13 protein-coding genes are annotated in these 26,394 nt (G+C 43.8%); 9 read left to right on the top strand and 4 right to left on the bottom strand.

Translation table 11 applies throughout. The features are described 5' to 3' along the window. Positions 1-12: 12 nt before the first annotated feature. Positions 13-804 carry an SDR family oxidoreductase gene (locus ACNURT_RS25265; protein ID WP_419699993.1) on the top strand — a complete coding sequence of 264 codons (792 nt, stop codon included), beginning with the start codon at positions 13-15 and terminating at the stop codon, positions 802-804. Between the two features lie 120 nt (positions 805-924). On the opposite strand, the gene ACNURT_RS25260 is transcribed toward ACNURT_RS25265, so the two are convergent. Both ACNURT_RS25260 and ACNURT_RS25255 read right to left on the bottom strand, forming a co-directional pair. Further along, positions 925-1,701 carry a GLPGLI family protein gene (locus ACNURT_RS25260; RefSeq protein ID WP_419699992.1) on the bottom strand — a complete coding sequence of 259 codons (777 nt, stop codon included), beginning with the start codon at positions 1,699-1,701 and terminating at the stop codon, positions 925-927. A gap of 4 nt (positions 1,702-1,705) precedes the next feature. Next, positions 1,706-4,531 (bottom strand): outer membrane beta-barrel family protein, encoded by a 2,826-nt coding sequence (locus ACNURT_RS25255; RefSeq protein ID WP_419699991.1) that lies wholly within the window; start codon positions 4,529-4,531, stop codon positions 1,706-1,708. 432 nt (positions 4,532-4,963) lie between these two features. On the opposite strand from ACNURT_RS25255, the gene ACNURT_RS25250 reads away from it, so the two are divergent. The 7 genes from ACNURT_RS25250 (at position 4,964) to ACNURT_RS25220 (ending at position 20,190) form a co-directional block, all read left to right on the top strand. Beyond that, complete coding sequence (locus tag ACNURT_RS25250) at positions 4,964-7,549, top strand: Kelch repeat-containing protein (protein WP_419699990.1); 2,586 nt, start codon at positions 4,964-4,966, stop codon at positions 7,547-7,549. Positions 7,550-8,478: 929 nt separating this feature from the next. After that, positions 8,479-11,649, top strand: a complete 3,171-nt coding sequence (locus tag ACNURT_RS25245; protein ID WP_419699989.1) for a SusC/RagA family TonB-linked outer membrane protein — start codon at positions 8,479-8,481, stop codon at positions 11,647-11,649. Between the two features lie 12 nt (positions 11,650-11,661). Further along, positions 11,662-13,569, top strand: coding sequence for a RagB/SusD family nutrient uptake outer membrane protein (locus ACNURT_RS25240; protein WP_419699988.1), 1,908 nt, complete (start codon positions 11,662-11,664; stop codon positions 13,567-13,569). Between the two features lie 10 nt (positions 13,570-13,579). Beyond that, positions 13,580-14,329 (top strand): DUF3823 domain-containing protein, encoded by a 750-nt coding sequence (locus tag ACNURT_RS25235; RefSeq protein WP_419699987.1) that lies wholly within the window; start codon positions 13,580-13,582, stop codon positions 14,327-14,329. Between the two features lie 108 nt (positions 14,330-14,437). Beyond that, complete coding sequence (locus ACNURT_RS25230; protein WP_419699986.1) at positions 14,438-16,618, top strand: hypothetical protein; 2,181 nt, start codon at positions 14,438-14,440, stop codon at positions 16,616-16,618. Between the two features lie 40 nt (positions 16,619-16,658). After that, entirely contained in the window at positions 16,659-17,678 is a 1,020-nt protein-coding gene (locus ACNURT_RS25225; protein WP_419699985.1) for a hypothetical protein, read from the top strand. A 232-nt stretch (positions 17,679-17,910) separates the two neighbouring features. Further along, entirely contained in the window at positions 17,911-20,190 is a 2,280-nt protein-coding gene (locus ACNURT_RS25220) for a GH92 family glycosyl hydrolase (protein ID WP_419699984.1), read from the top strand. A gap of 92 nt (positions 20,191-20,282) precedes the next feature. Here the strand turns inward: ACNURT_RS25220 and ACNURT_RS25215 are convergent, their stop codons facing one another. Continuing rightward, entirely contained in the window at positions 20,283-21,593 is a 1,311-nt protein-coding gene (locus ACNURT_RS25215; protein ID WP_419699983.1) for an amino acid permease, read from the bottom strand. Between the two features lie 201 nt (positions 21,594-21,794). Here ACNURT_RS25215 and ACNURT_RS25210 point away from each other — a divergent pair, with 201 nt between their 5' ends. Continuing rightward, positions 21,795-23,543, top strand: coding sequence for a c-type cytochrome (locus ACNURT_RS25210; RefSeq protein WP_419699982.1), 1,749 nt, complete (start codon positions 21,795-21,797; stop codon positions 23,541-23,543). 20 nt (positions 23,544-23,563) lie between these two features. Here the strand turns inward: ACNURT_RS25210 and ACNURT_RS25205 are convergent, their stop codons facing one another. After that, positions 23,564-26,098, bottom strand: a complete 2,535-nt coding sequence (locus ACNURT_RS25205) for a hypothetical protein (RefSeq protein ID WP_419699981.1) — start codon at positions 26,096-26,098, stop codon at positions 23,564-23,566. Between the last annotated feature and the right edge of the window lie 296 nt (positions 26,099-26,394).

Below are 26,394 nucleotides of genomic sequence, written 5' to 3'. Positions count from 1 at the left end.
TAATATATAAAGATGAATTTAGAACTCACAGATAAGGTAATTATAGTAACCGGTGGTGCAAAGGGCATTGGCGAAGGGATTGTAAAAGTGTTGGCCAGCGAAGGCGCCATACCGGTCATAGTTGGCCGGGTAGAGGCGGATAATCTCAAAGTGGTATACGAAGTAGAAGCAGCAGGGGGGAGAGCTTTCCAGGTAGTTGCTGAACTGACGGACCCCGTAGCAAGCGAAAACGCCGTTAAAGCTGTGGTTGCGCAATTCGGCCGTATTGATGGCCTGGTGAATAATGCTGGTGTAAATGATGGCGTAGGTTTAGAGAGCGGCGATTATGAAGGCTTTATGGCATCGTTGCATAAAAACGTGGTGCATTATTATTTGATGGCGCATCATGTTTTACCTGAACTGAAAAAATCAAAAGGAGCGATATTGAATATCACCTCCAAAACAGCAGATACCGGTCAGGGGCATACTTCCGGGTATGCGGCATCAAATGGCGGGCGCAATGCCTTAACCCGTGAATGGGCGGTTGAATTGTTGAAATACGGCATCCGCGTTAATGCTATAGTGGTAGCCGAATGCTGGACACCGTTATATGCCAATTGGATAAAAACACTACCAGATCCGGATGGTAAATTGCGCGAGATCGAATCCAAGATACCACTGGGTAACCGCATGACCACAGCAGAAGAAATTGCCTGCACCACGGCGTTTTTGTTATCACCACGCTCAAGCCATACCACCGGGCAACTTATTTATGTAGATGGTGGTTATGTACACCTGGATAGGGCCTTAGCCAACGCCGAATAGCATCAGGTTAAAGGTTTTAAAATTAAAAAGCCATACGTGATTTACGTATGGCTTTGTTTGTTTACAGCAATTTGCGGTAAGCTATTGTATAATGTTTAGGTTGATTGCGTTTTAGTTATGCTAAAGCATGAAAGCCTTTAAATAGATCTGAGCGTACTCGCCCCAGTTTTTCATTACTGACGACAGCGTGGTATACAATGATTTGTTATTAACCGCTTTACCTTTTTTTGGTGGTGCCAAAGCTTTCTCATCAATTGGTACATCCGTTACTTTGGTGGCAAACCAGGTAACGTTTTCATGAGGCAGGGCCACACCTAATATCATCCCCGGTAGGCCGTTAAATAATTCGGGGCCGCCTGATACGGGTATTTCATCCGTATAAAAAGCCACGGCATAAATAGAATCAAGCACCAGGGCATTGGCCCGGCGACAGGTATAACCGGTAATTTCGCGGGTTTCGCTGGTGATCTTCCAGTTTATTTTGCGGGTACTGTCTTTCACCAGGAAAGTTTCTTCAAATACTTTTTTCTGATTGATAACACTACTGGCAGAAAGATCAGTAAAAACAGTATTTACCTGACCGGCCATCGGGCTATCGCTAAAAAAGCCTCCGGTAACAGTTTCGGGTTCAATAGGCGTATATAGCGTTTTGTTATTGCCAAAAGTCATAGTGCTTTTGAGTACTTTGAATTGCTTTTGCGTTTTCTTATAGGAGTCAAATGCCGGTCGCAGAAAGCTTTCATTATCCTTGGTGATCTGTTTTTCGAAAATGGCATACATATTTATCGTTTTTTCGAATGTAATGGTGCCGTTTTCTGTAAAGTGTTTGTTTTGGGCAAACAGCCTGTTGTTGCCAAGCACAAACAATATGGTGATGGTTAATATAATGTATTTCATGTGATTATTTTTTAGGTGTGCCACCGCCCATGTGGTTAAAATCCCAAACCAGCGAAAGCATAAAGTATCTTTTTATAGAGGTATACCGTTCCTGGGTGAGCAGATTGCCCGATCCCGTACGATTATAACCGACGTTCTGATTCAGGAGGTCATTACCGGATATGGATAGTTTAAGGCTTTCGTCCTTCATAAATGATTTGGTGATATTGGCATTCAGCGTAGTACGCCTGAAATCCTCCCTAACGGATTGTGTAGCCGCGTTATATTGATAATTAGCGTCGGTACCTATCTGGAACTTGGCTGGCAGATAAACGTTAAAGCCCGCGTAGCCATTAAACCCACTCCCGTTGTTATTGATTAGCGGTTGTAAGGATTGGGAGTTTACCGTATAGGTTGGGCCTGCACCAGCCCAAAAATCATATTTCTTTTGCTTGTATTTTGACAGCCTGAAGCTGGCAGAGTAGGTGTATACTTTGGTTTCGTTGAGCTGATTTTTAGCCAATTGATTACTTGCAAGGTTAAAATAATTACTGCCGTTCATGTTCAAACCAAGGCCCGCGTTAATTTCAACCTTGGGTATTTTTTGATCAAAGTAGGCATTAAAGTACATGTTGGAGGTTTGATGCCCTTTAAGGTTTGATGATTGATACGTACTTACCCCGGTTGCATCGTCGGTTGTTACATTGCTTACAATAGGGTTAATGGTACGCGAGTAAGAACCGCTCAACCAGATGGATTGCCCGCTGATAACCTTGTAAGAGTTGTAACTGGCACTGATGCGGTTGGTAAACGATGGTTTAAGATCGGGATTGCCCAGTGTTACGTTTAGTGGATCAGTATTTACCCTTACCGGCTGTATCTGCTCAATAGAAGGTTGTGAAGTATTACCGTTATAATTTATCCGGAATGATTGCTGTTGCGAAAATTTGTACTGGAAACTGGCTTGCGGGTACCAGTTCACAAAGTTGCGGGTAAGTGTATTATTGGTAAACTCGTCTATTTGTTTAAAGTTTACTGTAGATACTTTGGAGCCGAAATTAATGATCACTTTTTTCTTTTTATAATTGAATATGGCCCCAAGCTGGTTTGATAGCTGATTTAGTTTAAAATTATTGCTTAGCGTGTCGTCCAGTATAGTATAATTTCCTGAGGCATCCTTGTCAAATGAGCGCCTGTCTGACCGCCCGTTGTTAATATTGATGCCATAGTTTAGTACCAGCGCGAGCGCTTTGGTAAAGGGTTCTGAATAGGTAAAATTGGTATTGATAATGTTGCTTTCGCTCAGGCCGGTTTTATATTGATCTATTTTTTGAGTGCCAGCCTGTTTGTCAAAAAAATCTGTTTCTGATTTCAAAAAGCCATTTGTTTTATTTTGATTATACGCCTCGGTGATATTTACTGAAAAGCTGCGGCCTACTTTTTTGAATTTCTTATTATAAAATACATTGGCATTGAATATTTTTTGATCACCGTTATTGATCACGTCCCTGGTATTCTTATTCAGCAAGGTGTCGTTACGAAAGCTTGTGCTATTGTAATGGTTATTGGTAATGGAGCTTTTGGTGGTACCATCAACGGATACTTTGAGGTTTGATGAAGTATCTATCTTTAATTGATAAGTAGCATCCAGTTTTTGCCTGAACATATGATTGTGGAAAGTTTGGTCACTATTGCTGTTCAAAGCAATTCCTGGTTGATCGTTAACTCCCGGCAAATTGTTTTGCGTTTGCGTATTACGGGTACCGTCAACGTTTAAGGATCCTATTTTATAATTGGTATTGATAGATTCTTTATCGCTATTCCATTTGGTATCATAATGAGCGCCACCTGAGCGTGCCAGTGGGATACCCTGGCCGTTGTATTGTCCACTAAAGGAATCCAATCCATCGTCACCGCCCCCTCCATAAAAATATATCTCGCCGCCATCTCCAAATTCCATACCATTGCTTGAGTTGCCATATTTGGAATTATCTTCCCAGCCCAGTCCCGTTTTACCGGTATTACCAATAGTACCGTAAACCGAAAACTTTTGTTTGCCTTTAAAGCGGTTAAACATCAACTGTTCCTGGTAGTATTTATCGGTGCCCCCTTCGACGTCTATCTTGCCAAAGTAGCCATTCTTCTTGTCCTCCTTGAGTTTGATGTTCAGGGTTTTGTTTTTTACGCCGTCATCAATACCGGTAAATGTAGCCTGGTCGCTCTTTTTATCATACAACTGCACCTTATCAACCATATCGGCCCGTAGGTTTTTGGTAACCAGTGTAGGGTCGTCACCAAAAAACTCTTCGCCATCAACCAATACTTTGCTTACGGTTTGTCCCTGAGCTGTAATTTTGCCGTCTTTATCTACCTGTATGCCGGGTAGTTCTTTGAGCAGATCCTCCACCTTGGCATTGGGCTGTACGGTAAACGCCGCGGCGTTAAATTCGGTGGTATCTCCTTTTATTTTAACTGCAGCTGCTTTAGCCTTAATGATCACTTCGGCAAGCAGCTGGGTTTTCAAGATCATTTTAATGCGACCAAAATCATGCGTGGTATGTGCCGAATCCAGGGTGAAGCGATCTACATAATCGGCGTAACCGGGGTAAGTTACCAGCAATATCAATTTCCCTTTTTTCAGATTATTGATCTCAAAGTTCCCATCCTTTACCCTGGTGAATTTTTGGAGGATGGAGTCCTTGGCGTTTAATACGCTGACGGTGGCATTGGTTAGTTTGGAACTGGAGGCGGTATCGGCAACTGACCCCTTAACAGAATAAGTATTTTGCGCGAATACGGAAACCGTACATAAACAAAGTATTATTATTAGTGCAGGTATTGTGATTTTCATAAGGTTCTTTATGAAAACCAAGGTATAACTAAAACCTTAGTATTCAAAAGATTTTAGTAAATTAACCTGTGAATTTAACATTTATTAACATTTGGCTTATAAGTAGCTGATTGTTAGTAGTGTTGAAAGTGAGGAGTCGCCATATATAATATACCAAACGTTAAAAATGTTTAAGGTAATACTCCCAATAAGCTCCGATCTTTGTAATAATTGTATTGCTTTTGTTTTTAGTGAATTATTTTTTCTTGCAACGAAATTGATGAAAGCGCCCGGTAATCAATAAGAAGAGTGTAATTCTAATACTGAAGTTAATGTAAAAAAGGCAGGCAACACCACAGTCTTTTGGCCGTCTGTTACTTAAAAAAAGTATATTTTAGCATTGTTATTTAAGCTAACCACCCAGGTTGGTTTTTTGTAAACGGATTCCCTGCAATGATAAAAAAAGGTAAAGTTTTAATACTTGGTTTAAAGGTATATAAGATCGTATTTCTTTTTATTTTACTCGCACCAGCGCTTGAAAGCCAGGCTCAAGGTTTAATGTTTAATTCAAACGACAGTCTGATGGGCGAACGCACTTCTTATACAGTGTTCAGCTCGGATGTGCCGGCTTTTTATAACCATCTGCGGATGGACTTCGATCTGTCGTTATGGGACAATGAACACTTAGGCTATGTTTTTAATATTATCGACGGTCATAAAAACTCTTATAGCCTAACTTACATTTTTAATCTTGATGGGTCACCCGCGCTTAATTTTAATATCGACAGCAAAAGCAACAAGATCAAGATCCCGCTTCGGTTGTCGCAACTGAATAAACGGACATGGATAAATGTTAAAGTGGATATCAACCTAAAAGCCAATACCGTTGGTTTCTATGTAAACGGGCAGTGGTACAGGGCCACTGATTTTGGCTTTGATAGTAAAATAATACCGATCATCACTTTTGGGAAAAACCCGCATTATTCGGATGTGCCTAAAATGTCCGTTAAGAATTTAACCGTTAGCGATGATAGTAAAATTTATACCTTCCCGCTCAATGAGTGGTCAGGCAGTGACGTGCATGACAGTTCCGGCGAAGTTCGCGGGCATGTTGATAATCCGGTTTGGCTCATTAACGGCTCTTATTTTTGGGAAAAAAGGGCGGCTTTTAGCTTTCGCGAAGTAGCGGGTGCCAATTTTAACCCGAAGGATCAATCCTTACTTATTTTTAAAAGCGATTCGCTGATCCGTTATGATATGAAAAATGGTAGCATATCAGTTCAGGCTTTTCAAAATAAAGTGCCTATACCTTTATTCCTGGGTAAAAGTATTATCAATACACGGGAGAATAAGCTGTACGCTTACGAAGTGCTTCGGGCTCCTAAACCTGGCCCTTGCATAGCATCTCTTGATCTGGCCGCGCTGAAATGGGACGTAGTGGGTAATGCTAATGTCAAAGAGCAAAGACACCACCACAATATTTTTTATGATAAAGATCAAAACGATCTTTATCTGTTTGGCGGCTATGGTTCATTTGCCTATCATAACGACTTTTTTAGACTTAATAAGCAAACCGATAGCTGGGATAAGATAATATTCACCGGCGACAGGATCACCCCGCGCTTTTTTTCGGCCGGCAGCCAGGCCAATGAAAACAATGAGGTGTACATATTTGGCGGTTATGGTAACCAGTCGGGCAACCAGATAGTAGGCGGCAGGCATTTTTATGATCTGTACCGGGTCAATCTTACTAATCATACCATCAGAAAATGCTGGGAAATAAAACCCAACGAAGAGGATTTTGTACCCACTAATAACCTCATCATTTCTAAAGACGGCCGGTACTTTTATGCTTTGTGTTATCCGCACGAACATCCAAAAACTCAGCTTCGCTTATATAAATTCTCTATCAAAGACGGTTCGTACCAGGTAGTAAGCGGAACCATCCCGGTTAGGTCTGAACGGATCGAGAGCGATATTAACCTGTTTTTTAACTCCCTGCAAGATGAATTCTTTTGCGCCATACAGGAGTTTACAGATCCAAACCGATCAACCATACGCATCCTGGCGCTGGAATTTCCACCTGTGAGCCGGCAGGATTATGAACGGTCTCAAAAAGCCATTGCACCAGCCAGCCCGGTTTTTAAATATGTCATATTTGGCGGAGCGGCTATCCTGATAATCGGTATAATACTTCTAATCATCAAAAAGCGGCGGGTAAAAGAAGACCTGCAGGAACCTCTTGAAGAAGAAGATATTAGTATAACCGTTACCAATAAAAAGAACGATGAGAAGCGCGCCAATGCCATTTACCTGCTGGGTGAGTTTACCGTTTACGATAAGAACAGCCGGGATATTACCTATCTGTTCAGCCCTAAAATAAAGCAGCTGTTCATCCTGCTCCTGCTTAACAGCCGGAATGCGACCGGTGTGGTATCCAAAAAAATATCCACCATTTTATGGCCTGATAAGGACGTAGTAAAAACAAAGAACATTAAAGGCGTTACCATTAATCACTTACGTAACATTATAGCCGATATAACAGGTATTGAACTTACCTTTTTGAACGATACCTATTGCTTTAAGCTTGACGATAACCTTTTTTGCGACTACTTTACCGTAACCAGCGCCCTGGAGCATATAAACGCCCCCCAAAAGATCACTGAAGCCACTATCCTGCAATACTTTGACCTTATTGCCCGTGGTGGACTGCTGCAACATATCCCCGAAACCTGGCTGGATGATATTAAGCTGGGTTATGAAGAAGCCCTGATGCCCGTAATATTACCCGAGGTAAAAAAGGTATATGAAAGCGGCGATTTCCGCAGGGCACTGGATATTGCCCGGGTTGTTTTAAATATCGATCCGTTTAGTGATATCGCTTTGAAATACAAGCTCAAGGCACTCCGCCGTATTAAGGGAATCGAGTATGCCCGCAAGGTGTATGACGAGTTTATCGCCGAGTATGAAAAATCACTGGGGATTAGTTACCAGGTTCCCTTTGATAAGATCTGTTCCAACAAAACGGAGTTGCGGTAAATAAATGCCGGAATTGAAATATCACGTCCTATCAATTTAACATTTCCCGCTCAGAAAACTTTTTAAACCTTGAATTTTAACATTTTTCTGCCCGAAAAGGGGTTAAAAACGCTCAAAAGTTGACTCAAAACCATCGATTTTAACACTTTTTAACAAATTTTAACACGGTTTTGAGCAGTTTTTAAAACTTTAAAAAGTATTAATTTATTGATTATCAAATAACTATGTGAAAAACGGTCGATTTTTGGCCTTGTTTTGCCCTTAACAAACCAGCCCGGTTGTCTCCGGGAGAGACAAGCGGGCTGGTATTGATATAAATATACGAAAAATTAAGGGCAATAACAAACCGGCCGGAGGCCGGGTAATAGTGGTCACTCCGCTGGAGCCGAGCGACGGCGGAGGTATTAGTGTATTAATTTCTTCCCGTCAGCAGATAAGCTTCGGGCGAAAGCGGGCAGAACAATGGTGGATTGTGCGGATGTAGGGCATAGCGAACCTTACCTGAAGCGGGGGATAATGAGCGAACGAAGTAGAGGTAAGGTTTAGCAGCCCAGGTTCTGTCTGGTTTGCAGGGCGAAGGCTATGTGCGGCAAAGAAGCATTTCTGGTGACAAGGCCTTTGGTTACTTTGTGGCTACAAAGTAACTGGCCCTCCTGCGGCCAAGAGCGGGTATGCGATATGCATATCGAAGAAGATCCTTCGCTCCGCTCAGGATGACAAGGCGCGCCCCTAATTAATCCGCCTAATTCCCTATGGTTAATGAAATTTTAGCCGTGTTAATCCATTTATTAACCCATCTTTTAATACCGCCGAGTCTATAATTGTTGCGTCAAATGGGTGTGTAGTGCCAATGTGCAGGTTTAACCAGCCTGCTTAATTATAACACTCATTTGGGCAAATTATTATAAACCATTTTAATCAACTTATTTATGAAGGAAATTTTTACCTATTATGGTGGGTGCCATGGTATCCATTATCCGGCAAAATTTAAAGGGCTGGTACGGCATGGTATCATGGCTCTTTTTCTTTTGCTTGTGTGCTCCGCGGCTATGGCCCAAAGTAACCGTACCGGTACAGTTGTTGACGAAACCGGGCAGGGGCTGCCCGGCGTAAGCGTAAAGATCAAGGGTACAACCATTGGTACGGTTACCAATGTGGAGGGCAAGTTCACTATCAGCGCCTCAAACGAGCAAACGCTGGTATTTACGTTTGTTGGCTACACCACGCAGGAGATCGCCGTCGGCGGCCAAACCAGTATTAAAGTATCATTGGCATCCAACGCCACCAATGTGAACGAGGTAGTGGTGGTAGGTTACGGTACACAGAAAAAGGCCACCGTTACCGGGTCTATCGCATCGGTTACCAACAAGGAGATCGTGACCACCAAAAACGAGAACGTGCTGAACATGCTTACCGGTAAAGTGGCTGGTGTGCGCATTGTACAAAACTCGGCCGAGCCCGGATCATTTGATAACGCTTTTGACATTCGGGGTTTTGGTAACCCGCTGGTGGTTATTGACGGGATCCCCCGTGATAACATTACCCGTTTAGATCCCAATGATATTGAAAGCATATCGGTACTGAAAGATGCCTCGGCCGCCATCTATGGTGTGCGCGCGGCAAACGGCGTGGTTATCGTGACCACCAAAAAAGGCAAGAAGGGTACGGTGGATCTGAATTACTCGGGCACCTATGGCTGGCAGATACCGGCGTATATGCCAAAACCGGTGGGCGCTTTGGATTACATGACGCTGGTTAACGAGCAATTGCTGCATAACGTAAACGGCGGTCAGGTAAAATATACCGATGCCGATTTTGCCGCTTACCGCAATGGTACCAAAACCAGCACCGACTGGTATAGCCAGGTTTTTGCTAACAGTGCCCCTCAGCAGCAGCATAACCTGAATGCCAGCGGCGGTACCGACAATAGCAGCTATTTTGTGAGCATGGGTATTACCGATCAGAATGGCTTTTTCAAGAGCGGCGATCTGAACTATAAAAGATATAACCTGCGCTCGAATCTCACCACCAGGATCAATAAAAACCTTACCGTCGATGTAAACCTGAGCGGAACGCTGGAGCAAAAGAACCAACCATACCAGGATGCCTGGTGGATCATCCGCTCGTTTTGGCGGCAGGTGCCCACACAAAGCATTTATGCCAACAATAACCCGAAATACCTGAACAACGGCGAGGTGGACGGATCAAACCCGGTTGCCATGTCTGATGCTGATATTGACGGTTATAAGCAGATTAATAACAAATGGCTGCAATCATCAGTTTCGGCAACCTATAATGTACCGTTTGTACCGGGGCTGAGCGCCAAAGGTTTATATAACTATGATTATTACATGTCGAGCAATAAGTTATACCAAAAACCCTACAACCAGTATACTTATGATGCCAACTCCAATGTTTATACCCCGATAGCCAATCAAACGCCAGGCTCATTAACCCGGCAATTTTATGAGAAGCCAACCAGTTTAATGCAATTATCATTAAACTATAACCGCGCTATTAAAGGCGGGCACAATATTACAGCTTTAGCCCTTTATGAAGAGAGTGAGCGAAAAGGTGATAATTTTAACGCGCAGCGCCAGTTATCATTACCGGTAGATCAGTTAAAAGCGGGTAATGCCTTAAATCAAACGGCTACTGTAGATGATGATTATCCGTTTGATGTTGTAACCAAATCATTTGTTGGCAGAATAAATTATGATTACAAAGGGAAGTACCTGGCCGAGTTTAGTTTCAGGGACGATGCCAGTTCCCAAAACTCCCCGCTTAAAAGATGGGGCTTTTTTCCGGGCGCGTCAGTAGGATGGCGGGTATCACAGGAAGGTTTCTTTAAAAACTCATCGTCGCTATCGTTTGTGGATGATCTCAAGATCCGCCTGTCATACGCCAAACTGGGTGATGATGCCAAGTTAAACGCCTATCAATATTTAAGCGGGTATAACTATCCCTCAGATGGCGATAATAATCAAACCCCTCCGGGTTCGGTATTTGACGGCACCTTTGTAAACGGCGCGCAAAGCAGGGGCATCCCCAATCCCAATATTTTTTGGTTTGTGGCCAAAACCTATAACGCTGGTATCGATCTGCAGGCCTGGCATGGTTTGCTGGGTTTAACGGTTGACGCTTTCAGGCGCGACAGGAGTGGTTTGCTGGATACCCGTGCCGATAATTTACCAGGTGTGGTAGGCGCTGGCTTACCGCAGGAAAATCTGAACAGCGACCGCGCGCAGGGTTTTGATATCGAGGTAAATCACCGCAATCATATTGGCAGCTTTAACTATTTTGTAAAAGGAACTTTTGGCTATACCCGTACACAATGGATCAGCAAGGTGCATTCAGATTATGGCAATTCACAGCTTAACTGGCATAATAATAATGATAACCGCTACGCCAATATCTTTTGGGGATATGGCTCAAACGGACAATTCCAGAATTACCAGCAAATCCTGAACAGTCCGCAGTTTGTATCACGTAACGCGGTAGTAGGCGATTATATTTTGCAGGACTGGAACGGCGACGGCGTGATTAATGACCAGGATGTACATCCTATAGCCCAAAATGTAAGTAATAACAACTACAGCGTGCCATCAACCACATTTGGGTTAACGCTGGGCGGTTCATACAAAGGGTTTGATATCAGCACCGTATGGCAGGGAGCTGCAGGCATTAATGTGTCTTACATCGAACAGCTTAACATACCGCTGTGGGGCGGGGGCAGTGCCCTGGGCATGTTCCTGGACAGGTATCACCCAACTGATCCCAAGGCAGATCCTTACAACCCGAACACCGTATGGACGCCGGGCACTTTTGCTCTTACCGGTACCACAGCCGATGTGAACTCACTATCCAATATCCACAGTGCGGCGTATATCAGGCTTAAATCTGCCGAGATAGGTTACAGCATTACCGACGCGGTTGCTAAAAAGATAGGTATTAAAGGCGCCAGGATATTTGTAAATGGTTATAACGTATTAACCATCACCGGTTTAAAATACCTTGATCCGGAACACCCATCGGCCACTTACGGCTATTTATACCCATTAGATAAAATATTTTCAGTTGGTGTAAATGTTAAATTATAATCCATACAGATCATGAAAAAATACACATATATCATATTTGCCGTTTTGCTTTGCTGGACATCGGCATGCAAAAAGCTCGATACGCTGCCACCAAGCATCGTTAAAGACGATGACGTTTTTACAAGCAGCGCCGGTATACAAGCCTACATGGCCCGCATGTACGCCGAGTTGCCTATCGAAGATTTCAGGTATTCGCCAACCCGGGGTCTGAATTTCTTCTGGATCATCAGTCCGTTCAGTTGTATCAGCGGCGAGGGTCTGAGCCGCGACCAGAACAGCGCCACACAGGAAACTTTTGGTTACTGGGGCGGGGCCTATACCCTGATCAGGGATGCCAACTATTTTGCGGAAACGCTGCCCAAATATTCATCGAACTTTACCCCTGCGCAGATCAGTGCCTGGTTGGGCGAAGCCCGCTTTTTGCGTGCCGCTACCTATTTTGCCTTAGTAAAACGCTATGGCGGTGTACCCATTGTTGATAAAGTATTGCAGTATCCGCAACAAAGTATCGATGAATTAAAGATTCCGCGTTCGTCAGAAGAAAAGGTTTATGATTTTATAGCCACCGATCTGGATTATGCCTATGCTAATTTAGGTGAGAGCAACCAGGTAGGCCGGGCAAATAAATATGTGGCGGCAGGTTTTAAATCGCGTGCCATGTTGTACGCGGGCTCCATCGCCAAATACAATAACATTACCCTTACCGATGCCAGCGGCAACAGGCTTTGCGGTATCCCGGCTGCTAAAGCGGTTACCTATTTTAAAGCTGCTTATGATGCAGCCGTGTTGCTCGACGGTAAATACAGCCTGTATAAAAAAGCATGGGCAGCCGGCGATAAAACGGCGCAGTATCAGAATTATGTGAACCTATTCTTTGATGCCAGCAGTCCGGAGAATGTTTTTGTACGCCAGTACCACTATCCCGAATCGGTACATGGATATGATGCGTACAACGTGCCGCGCCAGCTGATGGGGGCTAACGGATATTCTTCGGAAATTAATCCTACGCTGAATTTTGTGGAAATGTTTGATGGCATCCCTAAAAATGCCGATGGTACCATTAAAACAACAACCGGTGGTAAGTATGACCTGTATACCAATACTATGGATCTGTTTGCCAATGCCGAACCCAGGTTGCGGGCTACCGTTATTTTGCCTGGCGATGTATTTAAAGGTGTGAGCATCGAGATCCGCCGTGGTATTTACACGGGCAGTTCAACAGGAGGTATCAGTCCGCTTTTACCAGCTGGTTCAACAGCGCATTATCCTACCGATCATATGGTGGAATCATCAAACGCGAGCCAAAAACCCTACACCCTGCCAAACGGAACAACGATGAACCCAGCCGGTTTAAGCGGTTATTTTACCGGCGACGGAACCTGCTCGGTATCGGGTTTTTCGATCCGCAAAAACCTGGTACCGGACAAGCCAACATCAGAAGTGCTGGAAAACCGGTCTGACCAAACCTGGATAGAGCTGCGTTATGCCGAGGTATTGTTAAATCGTGCCGAAGCTGCAGTGGAGCTGAATGCTTTAGGTCAGAATGATAAAAGCTATTTGCAGGACGCGTTTACCGCCATTAACCAGATCCGGGAAAGGGCCGGCGCCAACCTGCTGCTAAGCCCAACCGACCTGAGCAATATTAATGTAGTACGTACCGAACGGAAAAAAGAACTGGGCTTTGAAAACAAAACCTGGTGGGATCTGCGCCGCTGGCGAGTGATTGACAAGGAACAGAACAGTACCATTTACCGTACGCTGATGCCATTTTACTCTGCTAATGACGGTAAGTACTTTTTTGATGCCCGTTTAGATGAGCGCAATAGCCGCTATACTTTTGATGTGCGCTGGTACTATGAGCAAATTCCGCAGGGCGAAATACAGAAGAGTCAGAATTTAATTCAAAACCCGGGTTATTAATTTAAGAGAGATGAAAACTATATTTTATAGCATAGCATTAAGTGTACTGGTTGCGGCAGGCAGCTCGTGCAAAAAGGTTGATAATTATGCCGCGCCCGATGTAACTTTAAAAGGTGTGGTAACTGATGCCGTTACCGGTAAAAGTGTACAAACCGAGCAAGGCTCGGGCACCAGGATCAAACTGTTGGAAATAAGCTGGAGCAGCAACCCTACGCCCTTTTATATATCCTCGTTTCAGGATGGTACCTATAATAATACCAAACTGTTCGCCGGTAAAAACGTGATCTCGGCCGAAGGTCCTTTTGTACCGTTGGTGCAGGTGGACAATAACGGCAAAACTATTGTAGATAAAAGCCAGACAGTTGATGTGAAGGACGTAACTACAGTAAACTTTTCCGTAGAACCATTTTTAAGGATTGATTGGGTTGACGACCCGGTTGTTAACGCCGATGGCACCATAACCACCAGCTTTAAAATTACCCGCGGCACCACTGATCCAAACTTTCAGCAGGATATAAGTGATATAGCGGTGTTTGTTAATTCAAACAAATACGTGGGCAACAATAACTATGATAATCGTTATACCCCAAAGCTTAGCGGCTCTGATGCCAGCACTTCTGTAGGAAAAACCTTAAGTGTTACTACTATTGGCGGTCCGCTACCGGGAAAACGCGAATACTTTATAAGGGTAGGGGCCAGGATCTCATATGGCTTGAATTATTATAATTATACCGACGTTAAAACGGTTACTGTTCCTTAAATTAACACATAATATAGGGAGACACATGTAATGTGTCTCTACAAAAAATGGCGTAGAGACGCATCACATGCGTCTCCTCCCTATATTACAAATGCAAATAATATACCAATGAAAAACATTCTGTTTTCCAGTTATCTCGTTGCATTATCGTTCGCGGGTTATGCGCAAAACTCAGATCCGATTAAGCTGCCGGAGAAAACGGCTTTCCAGACGAGCAGCCCCTGGATCCCCGAGATCGATGTACGGTCAGACATCGCCATTGTTTATGGTGCTAATGACCGTCCGGGTTTAACCTTTGAACAGCGCGTGCAATCATGGCGCGACCATGGCTACCAGGTAAACTTTATGACCGGCATAGCCTGGGGCGACTATAAAGATTATTTTTTAGGAAAATGGGATGGCAAAAACCACCTGGGCGTAGGGCAGGTAACCATGAAAGGGGATACCATCTTCCACGGGAGAGATATGCCATATGTGGTGCCCGATGCTTCGTTCATCGAATACATGAAAACCGCGGTGGTAAAAAAGGTGATTGATGCGGGTATCACCAATATATTTTTAGAAGAACCCGAGTTTTGGGCTCGTGCGGGTTACAGCGCTGGCTTTAAGGAGCAATGGCAAAAATACTATGGCTTTCCCTGGAAACCGCAGGATGCCTCGGCCGAGAATACTTACCTGTCGAGCAAGCTCAAATATCACCTGTATTACGAAACCATCAAAGAGGTTTCCAACTACGCCAAGGCCTATGGCAAAAGCAAAAGGTTAAATATTAAAGTATTTATCGCTACCCACTCGCTGGTGAATTATTCATCATGGCAAATTGTAAGTCCGGAGGCCAGCCTGGCTTCGCTGCCAGGTATCGATGGTTACATCGCGCAGGTTTGGACCGGTACATCCCGCGAACCCACGTTTTTTAATGGCCTGCGTAAAGAGCGTGTGTTCGAGAACGCTTTCCTGGAGTATGGTTCGGTAGTTTCCATGACCGCGCCTACCGGTCGTAAAGTATTTTTTCTGACGGATCCTATTGAAGACTGGCCGCGCGACTGGAGTGATTACAAACGCAATTATCAGGCTACCTTCACCGCCAAACTATTATACCCCATGGTAGCCGATTACGAGGTGATGCCATGGCCCGAGCGTATCTACACCCACCCATACAAAGTTGCCGGTACTGACCAAAAGACGCTGATCCCGCAGTTTTATTCTACCCAGATGCAGATCATGGTGAACGCTTTAAACAGTATGCCGGCATCTACCAACAAAGTATCGGGTGTAAATGGTATTGGTGTGCTGATGAGTAATACGTTAATGTTCCAGCGTTTCCCAACGCATAATGGTTTTGAAGATCCGCAGTTCTCCAACTTTTACGGGCAAACCCTGCCCTTATTAAAACGTGGCGTACCGGTGCAAACCGTGCACATGGAAAACCTGGAATATCCGGCATCGCTAAAAGAGATCAAAGTGCTGGTGATGAGTTATTCCAACATGAAGCCGGTGTCGCCAGCGGTGCATACTTACCTGGCTAACTGGGTGAAGCAAGGTGGGGTTTTGATTTATTGCGGCAGAGATGATGATCCATACCAAACAGTAATGGAATGGTGGGATACCAAAGGGAACAAATTTACCGCTCCATCGCAGCATCTGTTTAAACTGTTGGGTGTTAATCCGACAAAGGATGAGCAAAAGTTTAAAGTAGGCAAAGGCGCGGTTTATGTGTTGAGGCAAAATCCTAAAGAGTACGTGCTGGAAGCCGGAAAAGATGATAACTACATCAGTACCGTAAAACAAGCCTATGAGCAAAAAGCCAAAGCCGGGGAGCTGACATTTAAGAACAGTCTGTACCTGGAACGCGGTCCGTATGATGTAGTATCGGTAATGGATGAAAATGCCGACAGCAAACCCTACACCATCAAAGGCCCGGTGATCGATCTGTTCGATCCGCAATTGCCGGTACTGGCTGAGAAGGTGGTGAACCCCGGCGAGCAGTCCTTATTATATGTGGTTGATCGTGTGCCTGATAAAAAATTGCCGCAGGTACTGGCTTCGGCATCAAGAATTTATAACGAAAACAGACAAGGCAGCAGTTATTCGTTTGTAGCTAAAAGCCCGGCCAAAACATTAAACAGTGTACGTGTGCTGTTGCCCGCGCAACCTAAAGAAACAAAGTTAACCGATAGCACAGGCCAGAATATCAGCGATGTAAAAACATCATGGGATGCATCGTCAAATACCCTTTACCTGGGTTTTGGCAATAGTCCGGATGGTATTAAGGTTGATTTAAAATGGTGAAGCAATTAACCAATTATCTATAAACCTCAATTACACACCTATGAAAACACACACCATGATGATCAAAAGCGTGCTTATGCTGCTGGTATTTGCATCTTGCCAAAAGAACAATAATACCTCGGCCAACAAACAAAAAGACAGCGTACAAAAAGTAGCTGCCGCCCCTCCATCGGATGCGCCGAGGGCCGCCCTGCGCAATATTATCGAAAACGTAACCACAGCCGATGGTAAAATTTACGGCGCCAAAGATAATACAGGCAAAACCATGGATTGCCTCAAGATCATTGCCAACCCATCCGGAGGTTATATCGGGGTGTATCATACCATGATCAATGGTACCTTCAAAACCAATGTGGCCTCATCAACCGATCTGCTGCACTGGACCTGGATCCGCGAACTGGCTGGCAGCAACAATGGCGGAGCCTCGCAGCCTGCCATTGCCGCTACCTCAACCGGTGGTTTTGTAATGGTATGGGAGCAGGAACCCAACAATCACTTAAAATTCAGCTATTTTAACAGTTGGACGGATCTGCAGAACGGCGCCGTGGCTAAAACATTTGAAGCTCCGCATACTTTATCAACCTGTGCAGAGGGTACGCCTAATATTTACTCGGCCAGCAGTACTTCTGTTGATGTGGGTTTTCATTACTGGTCCAACTGCGATGTTGACCGCCAGGCACGCGGTACCACCACCTGGACTTCATGGAGCGCCAGTGCACAACCACAAATTGATAATGCCATTTTGTACTGGGGTGTGCATGGTAATATCGGTGACCGTGACGGCTACCTGAAATTTCAGAACTTTAACTTTGGTTTGATCGAAGGGCAGGGTACCAAAGGCGATTTCGGTACCTGGCGCTGTTACCTGTATGATTACCAAACCGGTAATGCCGATAAGCTGAACATCCACACCGATGGTGGCAGCCAGGCATTTGCCAATCCAACCATTACGGCCTTAACTGTTGTTGGGCAAGCCGCGTTGGTTATTACCCAGTTTATCCCGTCGGAGCTGTCTGCAAGCGGCGAAGCCGGGGAATTGATCTATTACAAGAAATTGTAAGCCGCTGATTTTTAATAGTTATAATATCATTTTTACACAGCGCCCAACTTAGCGGGCGTGGTGTATTCATATTTTACCCGCATAAATACATAGTATATTGTTACATATAATCCGCTCAGCTCTATCAAAAAATATCACCGTACAACTATAAAATATTGAATTCTGCCCGTATATTGCATGGCCCGATTAATCGATTTAGCGATGTTGATATAAGCCCATCTAAAAATTAATAATGAAAAAATTATTCTTATTGGCGTTTGCCCTTTTTCCAGTAGCAGCTATTGCGCAGCAAACCACCCCGCCTGTTACTCCTGTTGATTATATAAACCCTTTAATGGGGACCTCATCAAACCCGGCGCTTTCCAATGGGAATACCTACCCGGCAGTAGCGTTGCCCTGGGGTATGAATTTCTGGACCCCGCAAACCGGTAAAATGGGCGATGGCTGGCAGTATACCTATGATGCTACCAAAATACGGAGCTTTAAACAAACCCACCAACCATCGCCATGGATGAACGATTATGGTATGTTTTCCATATTCCCGGAAACCGGCAAACTTAAATTAAGCGATATGCAGCGTGGCAGCTGGTTCTCGCACAAAGCCGAGATCACCAAGCCTTATTATTATAGTGTATACCTGGCCGACTATGATGTAACTACCGAACTTACACCCACAGAACGCGCGGCTAATTTCCGGTTCACTTTCCCCAAAAGCGACAGCTCGCATATCGTGATCGACGCTTTTGATAAAGGATCGTACTTGAAAATTATCCCCGGCGAACAAAAGATCATCGGTTATAGTACCAAAAACAGTGGTGCCGTGCCGGCCAATTTTAAAAACTACTTTGTTATTTATATAGATAAGCCTTTTGAAGGGGCATCAACCTGGCACGATAACCAAAAAGATGGCTCGTTGGAATACACCGGCGATCATGCCGGCGCGGTGATCAGCTTTAAAACAAAAAAAGGCGAACAGGTACACCTTCGGGTGGCATCATCCTATATCAGTATCGCACAGGCCGAACTTAACCTGAAACGCGAAATAGGTACCGATAGCTTTGATATTACCTGCCAAAAAGGAAAAGATGTATGGAACAAAACCCTGGGCCGCTTAACGCCTGAAGGTGGCACTATCGACCAAACCCGTACTTTTTACTCCAGTCTTTATCGGATGCTTTTCTTCCCTAACCGCATGTATGAGGTTAGCGAGAAAGGACAAACAGTTCATTACAGTCCTATCAATGGCAAGGTATTGCCGGGGTACTATTTCGCGGGTACTGGTTTCTGGGATACTTTTAGGGCACTTTATCCATTCCTCAACCTGGTTTATCCATCGATGAATAAAGAAATGCAGGAAGGTTTGGTTAATTCCTACAAAGAAGGCGGCTGGCTGCCCGAATGGTCGAGCCCGGGTTATGCCGATTGTATGATCGGTAACAACTCCGCATCGGTAGTAGCCGAAGCCTATTTAAAAGGTTTGCGCGGATATGATATCAATTCCCTGTACGAGGCATTAAAACATGGCGCCAATAATGAAGGCCCGAATGCTACCGGTCGTAGGGGAGTGGAGTATTACAACACCCTGGGTTATGTGCCTTATGATGTAAAGATCAACGAAAACGCTGCTCGTACGCTGGAATATGCCTATGATGATTTTGCGATATATAAATTGGGCAAAGCCTTAGGCAAACCCGCATCGGAAACCGATATTTACAAAAAACGCAGCCAAAACTATCGCAACCTGTTTGATCCATCCACCAAACTAATGCGCGGTAAAAATAAGGATGGTTCGTTCGAAACCCCTTTTAATCCTTTTAAATGGGGCGATGCCTTTACCGAAGGTAACAGCTGGCATTATACCTGGGGCGTGTTTCATGATATACAAGGGCTGATCAACCTGGTTGGTGGTAAACGACAATTTGTGGCCAAACTGGATTCTGTATTTACGCTGCCTCCTGTTTTTGATGATAGTTATTACGGTACCGTGATCCACGAGATCCGTGAAATGCAGATCGCCAATATGGGCCAGTATGCACATGGTAACCAGCCTATACAGCATATGATATATTTATATAACTATGCGGGCGAACCCTGGAAAACCCAATACTGGGCACGTGAAACTATGAACAAATTGTACAAAGCTACGCCCGATGGTTATTGCGGCGATGAGGATAACGGACAAACATCGGCCTGGTATGTGTTTTCGGCTATGGGTTTTTACCCGGTAACCCCTGCCTGTGATCAGTATGTTTTAGGCGCACCATTGTTTAAAAAACTTACCGTAAAGCTGGAGAATGGCAAAACCATCACCATCAACGCCCCAAAAAACAATGCTGATAATAAATACGTGAACAGCTTAATCGTAAACGGCAAACCTTATGATTTAAACTGGCTAAGCCATAAAGCTCTGTTAGGCGGAGCCGAGCTGAACTTTGATATGTCGGCCACACCTAATAAACAACGAGGTATTAAAGCCGAAGATGTACCTTACTCTATGTCGAACGAAAAGTAGGGGAGTGACCTCACCCAACCCTCTCCAAAGGAGAGGGCTTTAAAAATACTTTTGTTATAAAGTCTCCCCCTTTGGGGGAGATTTAGAGGGGGTTAGCTATTCTTTTGATAAGCCAGCCACACATAAAAAGGTATACCGCCCATCAGCAATAAAAAACCATAATAAACGGCTTCTTTACCCGTGCCGGCGATGGTCCAAAGTGCGTAGCCAAAGGCTAAAATGGCCAGTATTATGGCACCTGTTAAGCCATCAACCTGTTTTTGCTTTACCCGGATAATTAAATATGAGGCTGCCGAAAGCAGGTAAGGGATCAATATAGATAATAAGGATAACAGCAGTAAAAAACGAAATTGCTCTACCAGTCCTTTGGTATAATTCATGCTCATAAAAAGTGATACCATTACACTGCTCACCAAAATGCCCACATAAGGCACTCCCTTTTTATTCTTGCGGGCAAAAGCGGCGGGGAATAGTTTGTCGCTGGCAATGGCAAAGGGCATCTGGCCCTGTAATAATGTCCAGCCGTTCAATGAGCCAAAGGCGGCAATGGCTATACCGGCGCTCACCCAGTAGCGGGCGTTGCTGCCATATATCACTACTGCGGCATCGGCAAAGGGGGTAACCGAATGTTTTAAAGCTGCTGCCGGGATAATACCGATCACACTAAAACTGCTCAGCACATAAACCAATGTGGCGATCATTAAGCCCAGCAAAGTAGCCCGGGGAATGGTTTTCTCAGGGTTGGCCACGCTGCCGGCGGGTACTGTAGCGCTTTCAATACCGATAAAGGCAAACATGGTCATGGTGGCTGTAGCTGTTAAAGCCCCGTAAACAGAAGTGCCACTGCCGTTAAACGGCGAAAAATTTTTGGCCTGAATAAAAAATAAGCCGCCAATAGCCACCAATATCAGCGGTGTTACCTTTAATATAGTAGTCACCAGTTGGACCTTGCCGCCGGTTACCACGCCGCGGGTATTAATATAGGTAAGCAACCATATAGTGCATAAACCGGTAACTATGGCCGTAACAGCACTGGAAGCAAGCACCGGGAAAAAAGTACTCAGCGCGCTTACAAAGGATATGGTGATGGCCGCGTTGGCGCAGGCTACAGCCAGGTAATATCCCCAGGCCACCAGAAAGCCAGCAAAATCGCCCAGTCCGTTGCGGGTATAAGCATATGGGCCACCCGTAGCATGCGGTAATAGCTTACTTAGGTTACTGAAAACTTTGGCCAAAAAGTAAGAGCCTACAGCCGAAAACATCCAGCCCAATAAACCGATACTACCGTATGAGGCCATAGCGGCCGGCATTAAAAATACCCCAGCGCCTATCATGTTGCCAACCACCAGGGAGGTGCTGGTCCATAAACCTAATTTATTTTTTTCGGAGGATGATGCAGGCATAGTTGTGAATGATTTTTTGCAAAGATAAGATAGCATATTTATGGGATACCGGAAATCGCTTTTTAAAATCCTTCAGTCAATAGGCTTCTTTTATTTTTTTAAAAAGATATGCATGTTTATAAAAATAAGATTAAATTAAACATTTCAAGCCTAATATCCTTTTAACAGGATACATCTATTATACATCAACCTTTGCCGTACATGAAAAACCGTTTTGTTTTATTCATAGTAGCTATTGCCGCGTTTTTTATCATCAGTTTTACCATTACAGGAAATAAGGACACATTACCCATTGCCGATAAAAACAACGGTGGGTTATTTTTACCAGGCCATTTCAGAGCCGTAGTGGTAGTGGATAGCCTGGTAGGTCGGGCGCGTCATCTGGCCGTTAATGACAATGGCGATGTATATGTAAAGCTCCGTTTTCCTGATTCTATTGGTGGTAATGTAGCCATGCGCGATACAAACCATGATGGTAAGGCTGACATTATCAAAAAATTCGCAGATTATGAAGATAAGGGGAGTTATGGCACGGCTATGCGTGTTCATAAGGGATATCTTTATTTCAGTTCGGAGATCAATGTATACCGGATGAAACTCGACCCTAATACATTGGTGCCCAATGGAAAGCCGGAATTGATCGTACATGATATACATCCGCCGCAGGAGCATGACGCCAAACCACTTGCTTTTGATAACAAAGGACATATGTATGTGGCTTTTGGCGCACCATCCAATGCCTGCCAGGAGCAAAATCGCGTGCCCGGCTCTATGGGTATTAAAGGCTGCCCGCTGCTGAAAGAGTACGGCGGTATTTGGCGCTTTGATGAAGACAAACCCAATCAGCTACAGGCCGAAGGCACACGCTATGCCACCGGACTGCGCAGTGTAGTGGCTATGGACTGGAATACGGCTGATAACTGTTTATATGTAGTAGCGCATGGTCGCGATGATCTGCGTTTGCAGTTCCCTAAATTGTTTACTCCCTGGCAAAGCGCGGTACTGCCTGCCGAAGAGTTTTTGAAAATTAAGGAAGGTACGGATGTGGGCTGGCCTTATTATTATTACGATCCTATTAAAAAGAAGAAACTCTTAAACCCCGAATATGGCGGCGATGGCAAAAAAGCGGGTGATGGCGCCAAATATGCCCAGCCTATAATGGCTTTCGCGGCACATTGGGCGCCAAACGATCTGTTGTTTTATACAGGTAACCAGTTCCCTGCAAGGTATAAAAACGGGGCATTTGTCGCGTTTCATGGTTCAACCAACAGATCACCCTATCCACAGGCGGGTTTCTTTATTGGCTTTGTGCCTTTTAAAGGGGGAAAGCCGGCTGGTTCATGGGAGATTTTTGCCGATGGATTTGCTGGGCATACAACAATAGCAAGCGTAAGTGATGCCGTTTACCGGCCTATGGGTATCTCACAGGGGCCCGATGGCTCTTTATATATCAGCGATACCGAGAAGGGTAGGGTATGGCGTATATTTTACCAGGGCGACAAAACCAAATTTACAACGGCTCAACTGGCAAAAATGGAATTGCGGAAAAAATTACCAAGCTTTAAAACCCCCGATGTAACGCGTAATAATTTGATGAGCGGGATGTTAACCGGTGGCGCTAAACTGTACGCTACCTATTGCACCAACTGCCACCAGAAAAACGGTAAAGGGGATGGCAATCTTTTTCCGCCACTGAGCGGATCGGAATGGGTTACCGGGGGCAAATACATGGAAAAGGAAACGGCTATCCGGGTGCTACTTAATGGGCTTGAAGGTCCTGTGAAGGTTAAAAATGTATCTTATAATAGTGTGATGCCCAAACATGATTTTCTGACCGATGATCAGATAGCCCAGGTGCTGACCTATATCCGCAACAATTTTGGGAACACCAGCAGTTTGGTCACCGCGTTAGAAGTAAAAAAAGTACGTGCAAGTTTAAAAGTAAAATGATTGCTTCAAATACGATGGATTTAGTTGTTAACCTTTACTTTTAATGCCAGCACTTCGTTTTTGGGCTTTATAAAAACATCAACACTTAAACCACATTCGCGTAATAAGCGGGTATGATTGTATGATACCTGTTTATATAATTGCGGATCAAGATTCAGCAGTGCCTCGTTGTTTAAGATACTGGTATATATAAGCAGTTTTGACAATTTGTTCCCCGACTCGTCCGACACTTGGTTCAGGCAATTCAAATAGCCATTAATTGTTGAATAATCGTTATTAGCAATAGTGTTTTTAATTTTAAGCCCATAAAACAATGATTTCATGAAGGGCGTAAATAGATATTCTTCCCGTTTATAGGAAACCGAAATCTCATTGTTATTTTCCAATAGAGTGGTTTGGTCCTCCAATAAATAATAAGCATCGGATTCTGCGATCTTTAAAAAGAAATTATAAGAGAACGATGCTTCGCCGCTGGTTTTGTCAATGGTATATAGGGTATTAACAAACCTTAATGTTTTATAAGGCTTACGGCAAATAAAAGTGGAGTAAGCAGCTAACAGGAAAATAAGATCATTCGCCTTTTTGTTATGTATAGTTTCGACTTGTTTGGGCGGATTGAAATAGAAACGGGTGATTTCGGCGAAAAAGTCTTTCCTGATCATGCCATATTTCAGGTACTGATAAATAGCATTAAGGCAATGCAGCGGGTTGATAGCGAATTGATGAAAATCATGCTGCGGGAAACTCTTTAATTTCGCCAGGTGATCTTCCAGTTGCTTCAAATCCAGCTGAAGTATGGCTATGGTAGCCAAAGCCGTGTAAGTAAGTACCTTTTTATGATCAGAAAGCTCAAATTTTAATAAGGTTAGCAGCGCTTTTTTATAATCGGTATTAATCAGCTCTAATCCAAAAAAGTAGTAAAAAAGCCCATCGCTGCAATCCTGCTTGAAATAATTGGCTGTAGCTTCAGCGTTGGTGGACCCAAAGCAGACTCGCTGGAGCAAATCGCCTAAAAAAATGATCAGTTCCGATTTTTCTTTTGGGTTAAGGTTGGTTTGCGCCAAAAGCTCAAAGCTTTCCTGTTGCCCGTTTTTAACAGCATGTATCACACACCATTTAATAACAGGCAGCTTATGCTCACTATCATTAAACGCATTGTTGATCAGTTTGATCAGTTGCAGGTCGAACCGCTGATTGTTGTCTAAAAGCAGCTTGCGGGCTATGGTAAATTCCAGGAAATTATTGTTCCCGAACTGAACCATGGTTTTAAACTGAAAATCGCTGCTGGAGTTTATTTCCCGTAAAAAACCAATACTTAATAATTCGTTATAAGCATGGTTGTATTGTTTAAGCAAATCGTTGCATTTAAACTTATCCAGTTCATATACTCCAGCCTGAAAATCCATCTCATCAACCAGTGCTTTTAACAGCAGGATCTTTTCTGTGGCGTAATGGCCCAGATAAACCTTGTTGAGTATAAATATGGAAATGAGCTCATAAATACAAATGTGGTCAATATTGTTGAGCGAAAAGTTGTTCTTATTCTGTTTATAGTAGAATTGAAAATATAGGGGATGGTTGAAGCTATTAGCTACATCAATGGCAATCAGGTTCTGAACATCAGGGTTTATTTTGCGGCTCAGTTCTTTGATCTCCTGGATATTGAACAAAGGCACATTAGTGGTAAGGTCATGATCCGTTATAAAACCGGTGAACCAGTTTTTAAGACCAAATTCCATGTTGTGTTTGTTATTGATCCAATTGGCCGACCGCATGGTTAAAACCAGCTTGAACCATTCGTGCGATTGATAGAAGGAGAAAATATCCATCAGTTGGGTCAGCACCAGTTCAAACTGATCGTTCTTGAACATGTGTTCATCAAAGCCATCAATAATCAGGTAAAATTTGCCGTCGTTGCGTTTATTGATATCAAACAGCGCTTCAATATCTTCTTCATGGGAGTAGCCTAATAGAGCCAGCAGCCAGTCGTTCAGGTCCCGTCCGCTTAAAAAAACGTTCATTAAGGCACTGCTGCTAAAAAACAGGATGATATCGTTACTGTCTGATTCTAATTTTTCATCTATCCAATGGCAAAGACCGATAGTTTTTCCATAGCCAGAGGGTGCAGCAAATACGGTTGCAGTGTAATCGCCCCTTAAAAATTCATCAAAATGATCATCGATAAATTTGCGGCGAATAGTTTGGCCGAAAGGGATACCTGAGCGGTTTTTTAAAGCCTGAAGCGTAAAGTGAGTGATCTTAGCGGCATTTTGGCTGAGGGTTTTCCAGTCAACATGTTCATTTAACGATTTTTCAGAAGGTACACTTTCGCGTTCGCAAAAATCATCCCAGCCCTCGTAGTCACAAAACTTTGCTAAAACATCAATAGTGAACAATGATGGTTTGAATTTGCTGTATGCAAAACCATATACCCTTTTCAATGTGGTTTCGCTTACGGTTAATTTTGTTTTTGAATATATTTGAAATGCAAGCGCCTTGCAATCTCCCGGAGTAATGCTTCTGATATTAGCGTTAGCAAGTACTCGGGATTTCAACGTTTCAAATTGAATTGGTGAAAAGGATATCATAGGCTCAAGCAATTAGGTTATCAGGTTTGTATTTTATATTACGCAATTAATCTGAATAGGTTGCTGTTATTTACACAATTAATGTTCTTTCTATTATTATACGGGGGTAATATCAAATAATGTTGCAGTCATATTTTACCCAAATCATGGGTTTTTGACGTATTTGGCTGTGTTTACGAGAAATGTAGAGCTGTAGGTTTTAAAATGGCATTTAATGAACAAAATGAACAGTCCGTTGTCCTGTGAACAGTATTTTGATTGGT

The organism is Mucilaginibacter sp. NFX135 (genome assembly GCF_048565145.1).
Classification (GTDB): Bacteria; Bacteroidota; Bacteroidia; order Sphingobacteriales; family Sphingobacteriaceae; genus Mucilaginibacter.
The sequence above is the reverse complement of the archived record's forward strand: the minus strand, read 5'-3'. Positions and strand labels throughout refer to the sequence as shown.

Coding starts and splice junctions, on each gene's coding strand:
- ACNURT_RS25215 (WP_419699983.1), bottom strand. CDS start 21,593: ATGCCTGCATCATCCTCCGAAAAAAATAAATTAGGTTTATGGACCAGC.
- ACNURT_RS25245 (WP_419699989.1), top strand. CDS start 8,479: ATGAAGGAAATTTTTACCTATTATGGTGGGTGCCATGGTATCCATTAT.
- ACNURT_RS25265 (WP_419699993.1), top strand. CDS start 13: ATGAATTTAGAACTCACAGATAAGGTAATTATAGTAACCGGTGGTGCA.
- ACNURT_RS25260 (WP_419699992.1), bottom strand. CDS start 1,701: ATGAAATACATTATATTAACCATCACCATATTGTTTGTGCTTGGCAAC.
- ACNURT_RS25225 (WP_419699985.1), top strand. CDS start 16,659: ATGAAAACACACACCATGATGATCAAAAGCGTGCTTATGCTGCTGGTA.
- ACNURT_RS25255 (WP_419699991.1), bottom strand. CDS start 4,531: ATGAAAATCACAATACCTGCACTAATAATAATACTTTGTTTATGTACG.
- ACNURT_RS25220 (WP_419699984.1), top strand. CDS start 17,911: ATGAAAAAATTATTCTTATTGGCGTTTGCCCTTTTTCCAGTAGCAGCT.
- ACNURT_RS25250 (WP_419699990.1), top strand. CDS start 4,964: ATGATAAAAAAAGGTAAAGTTTTAATACTTGGTTTAAAGGTATATAAG.
- ACNURT_RS25230 (WP_419699986.1), top strand. CDS start 14,438: ATGAAAAACATTCTGTTTTCCAGTTATCTCGTTGCATTATCGTTCGCG.
- ACNURT_RS25235 (WP_419699987.1), top strand. CDS start 13,580: ATGAAAACTATATTTTATAGCATAGCATTAAGTGTACTGGTTGCGGCA.
- ACNURT_RS25210 (WP_419699982.1), top strand. CDS start 21,795: ATGAAAAACCGTTTTGTTTTATTCATAGTAGCTATTGCCGCGTTTTTT.
- ACNURT_RS25240 (WP_419699988.1), top strand. CDS start 11,662: ATGAAAAAATACACATATATCATATTTGCCGTTTTGCTTTGCTGGACA.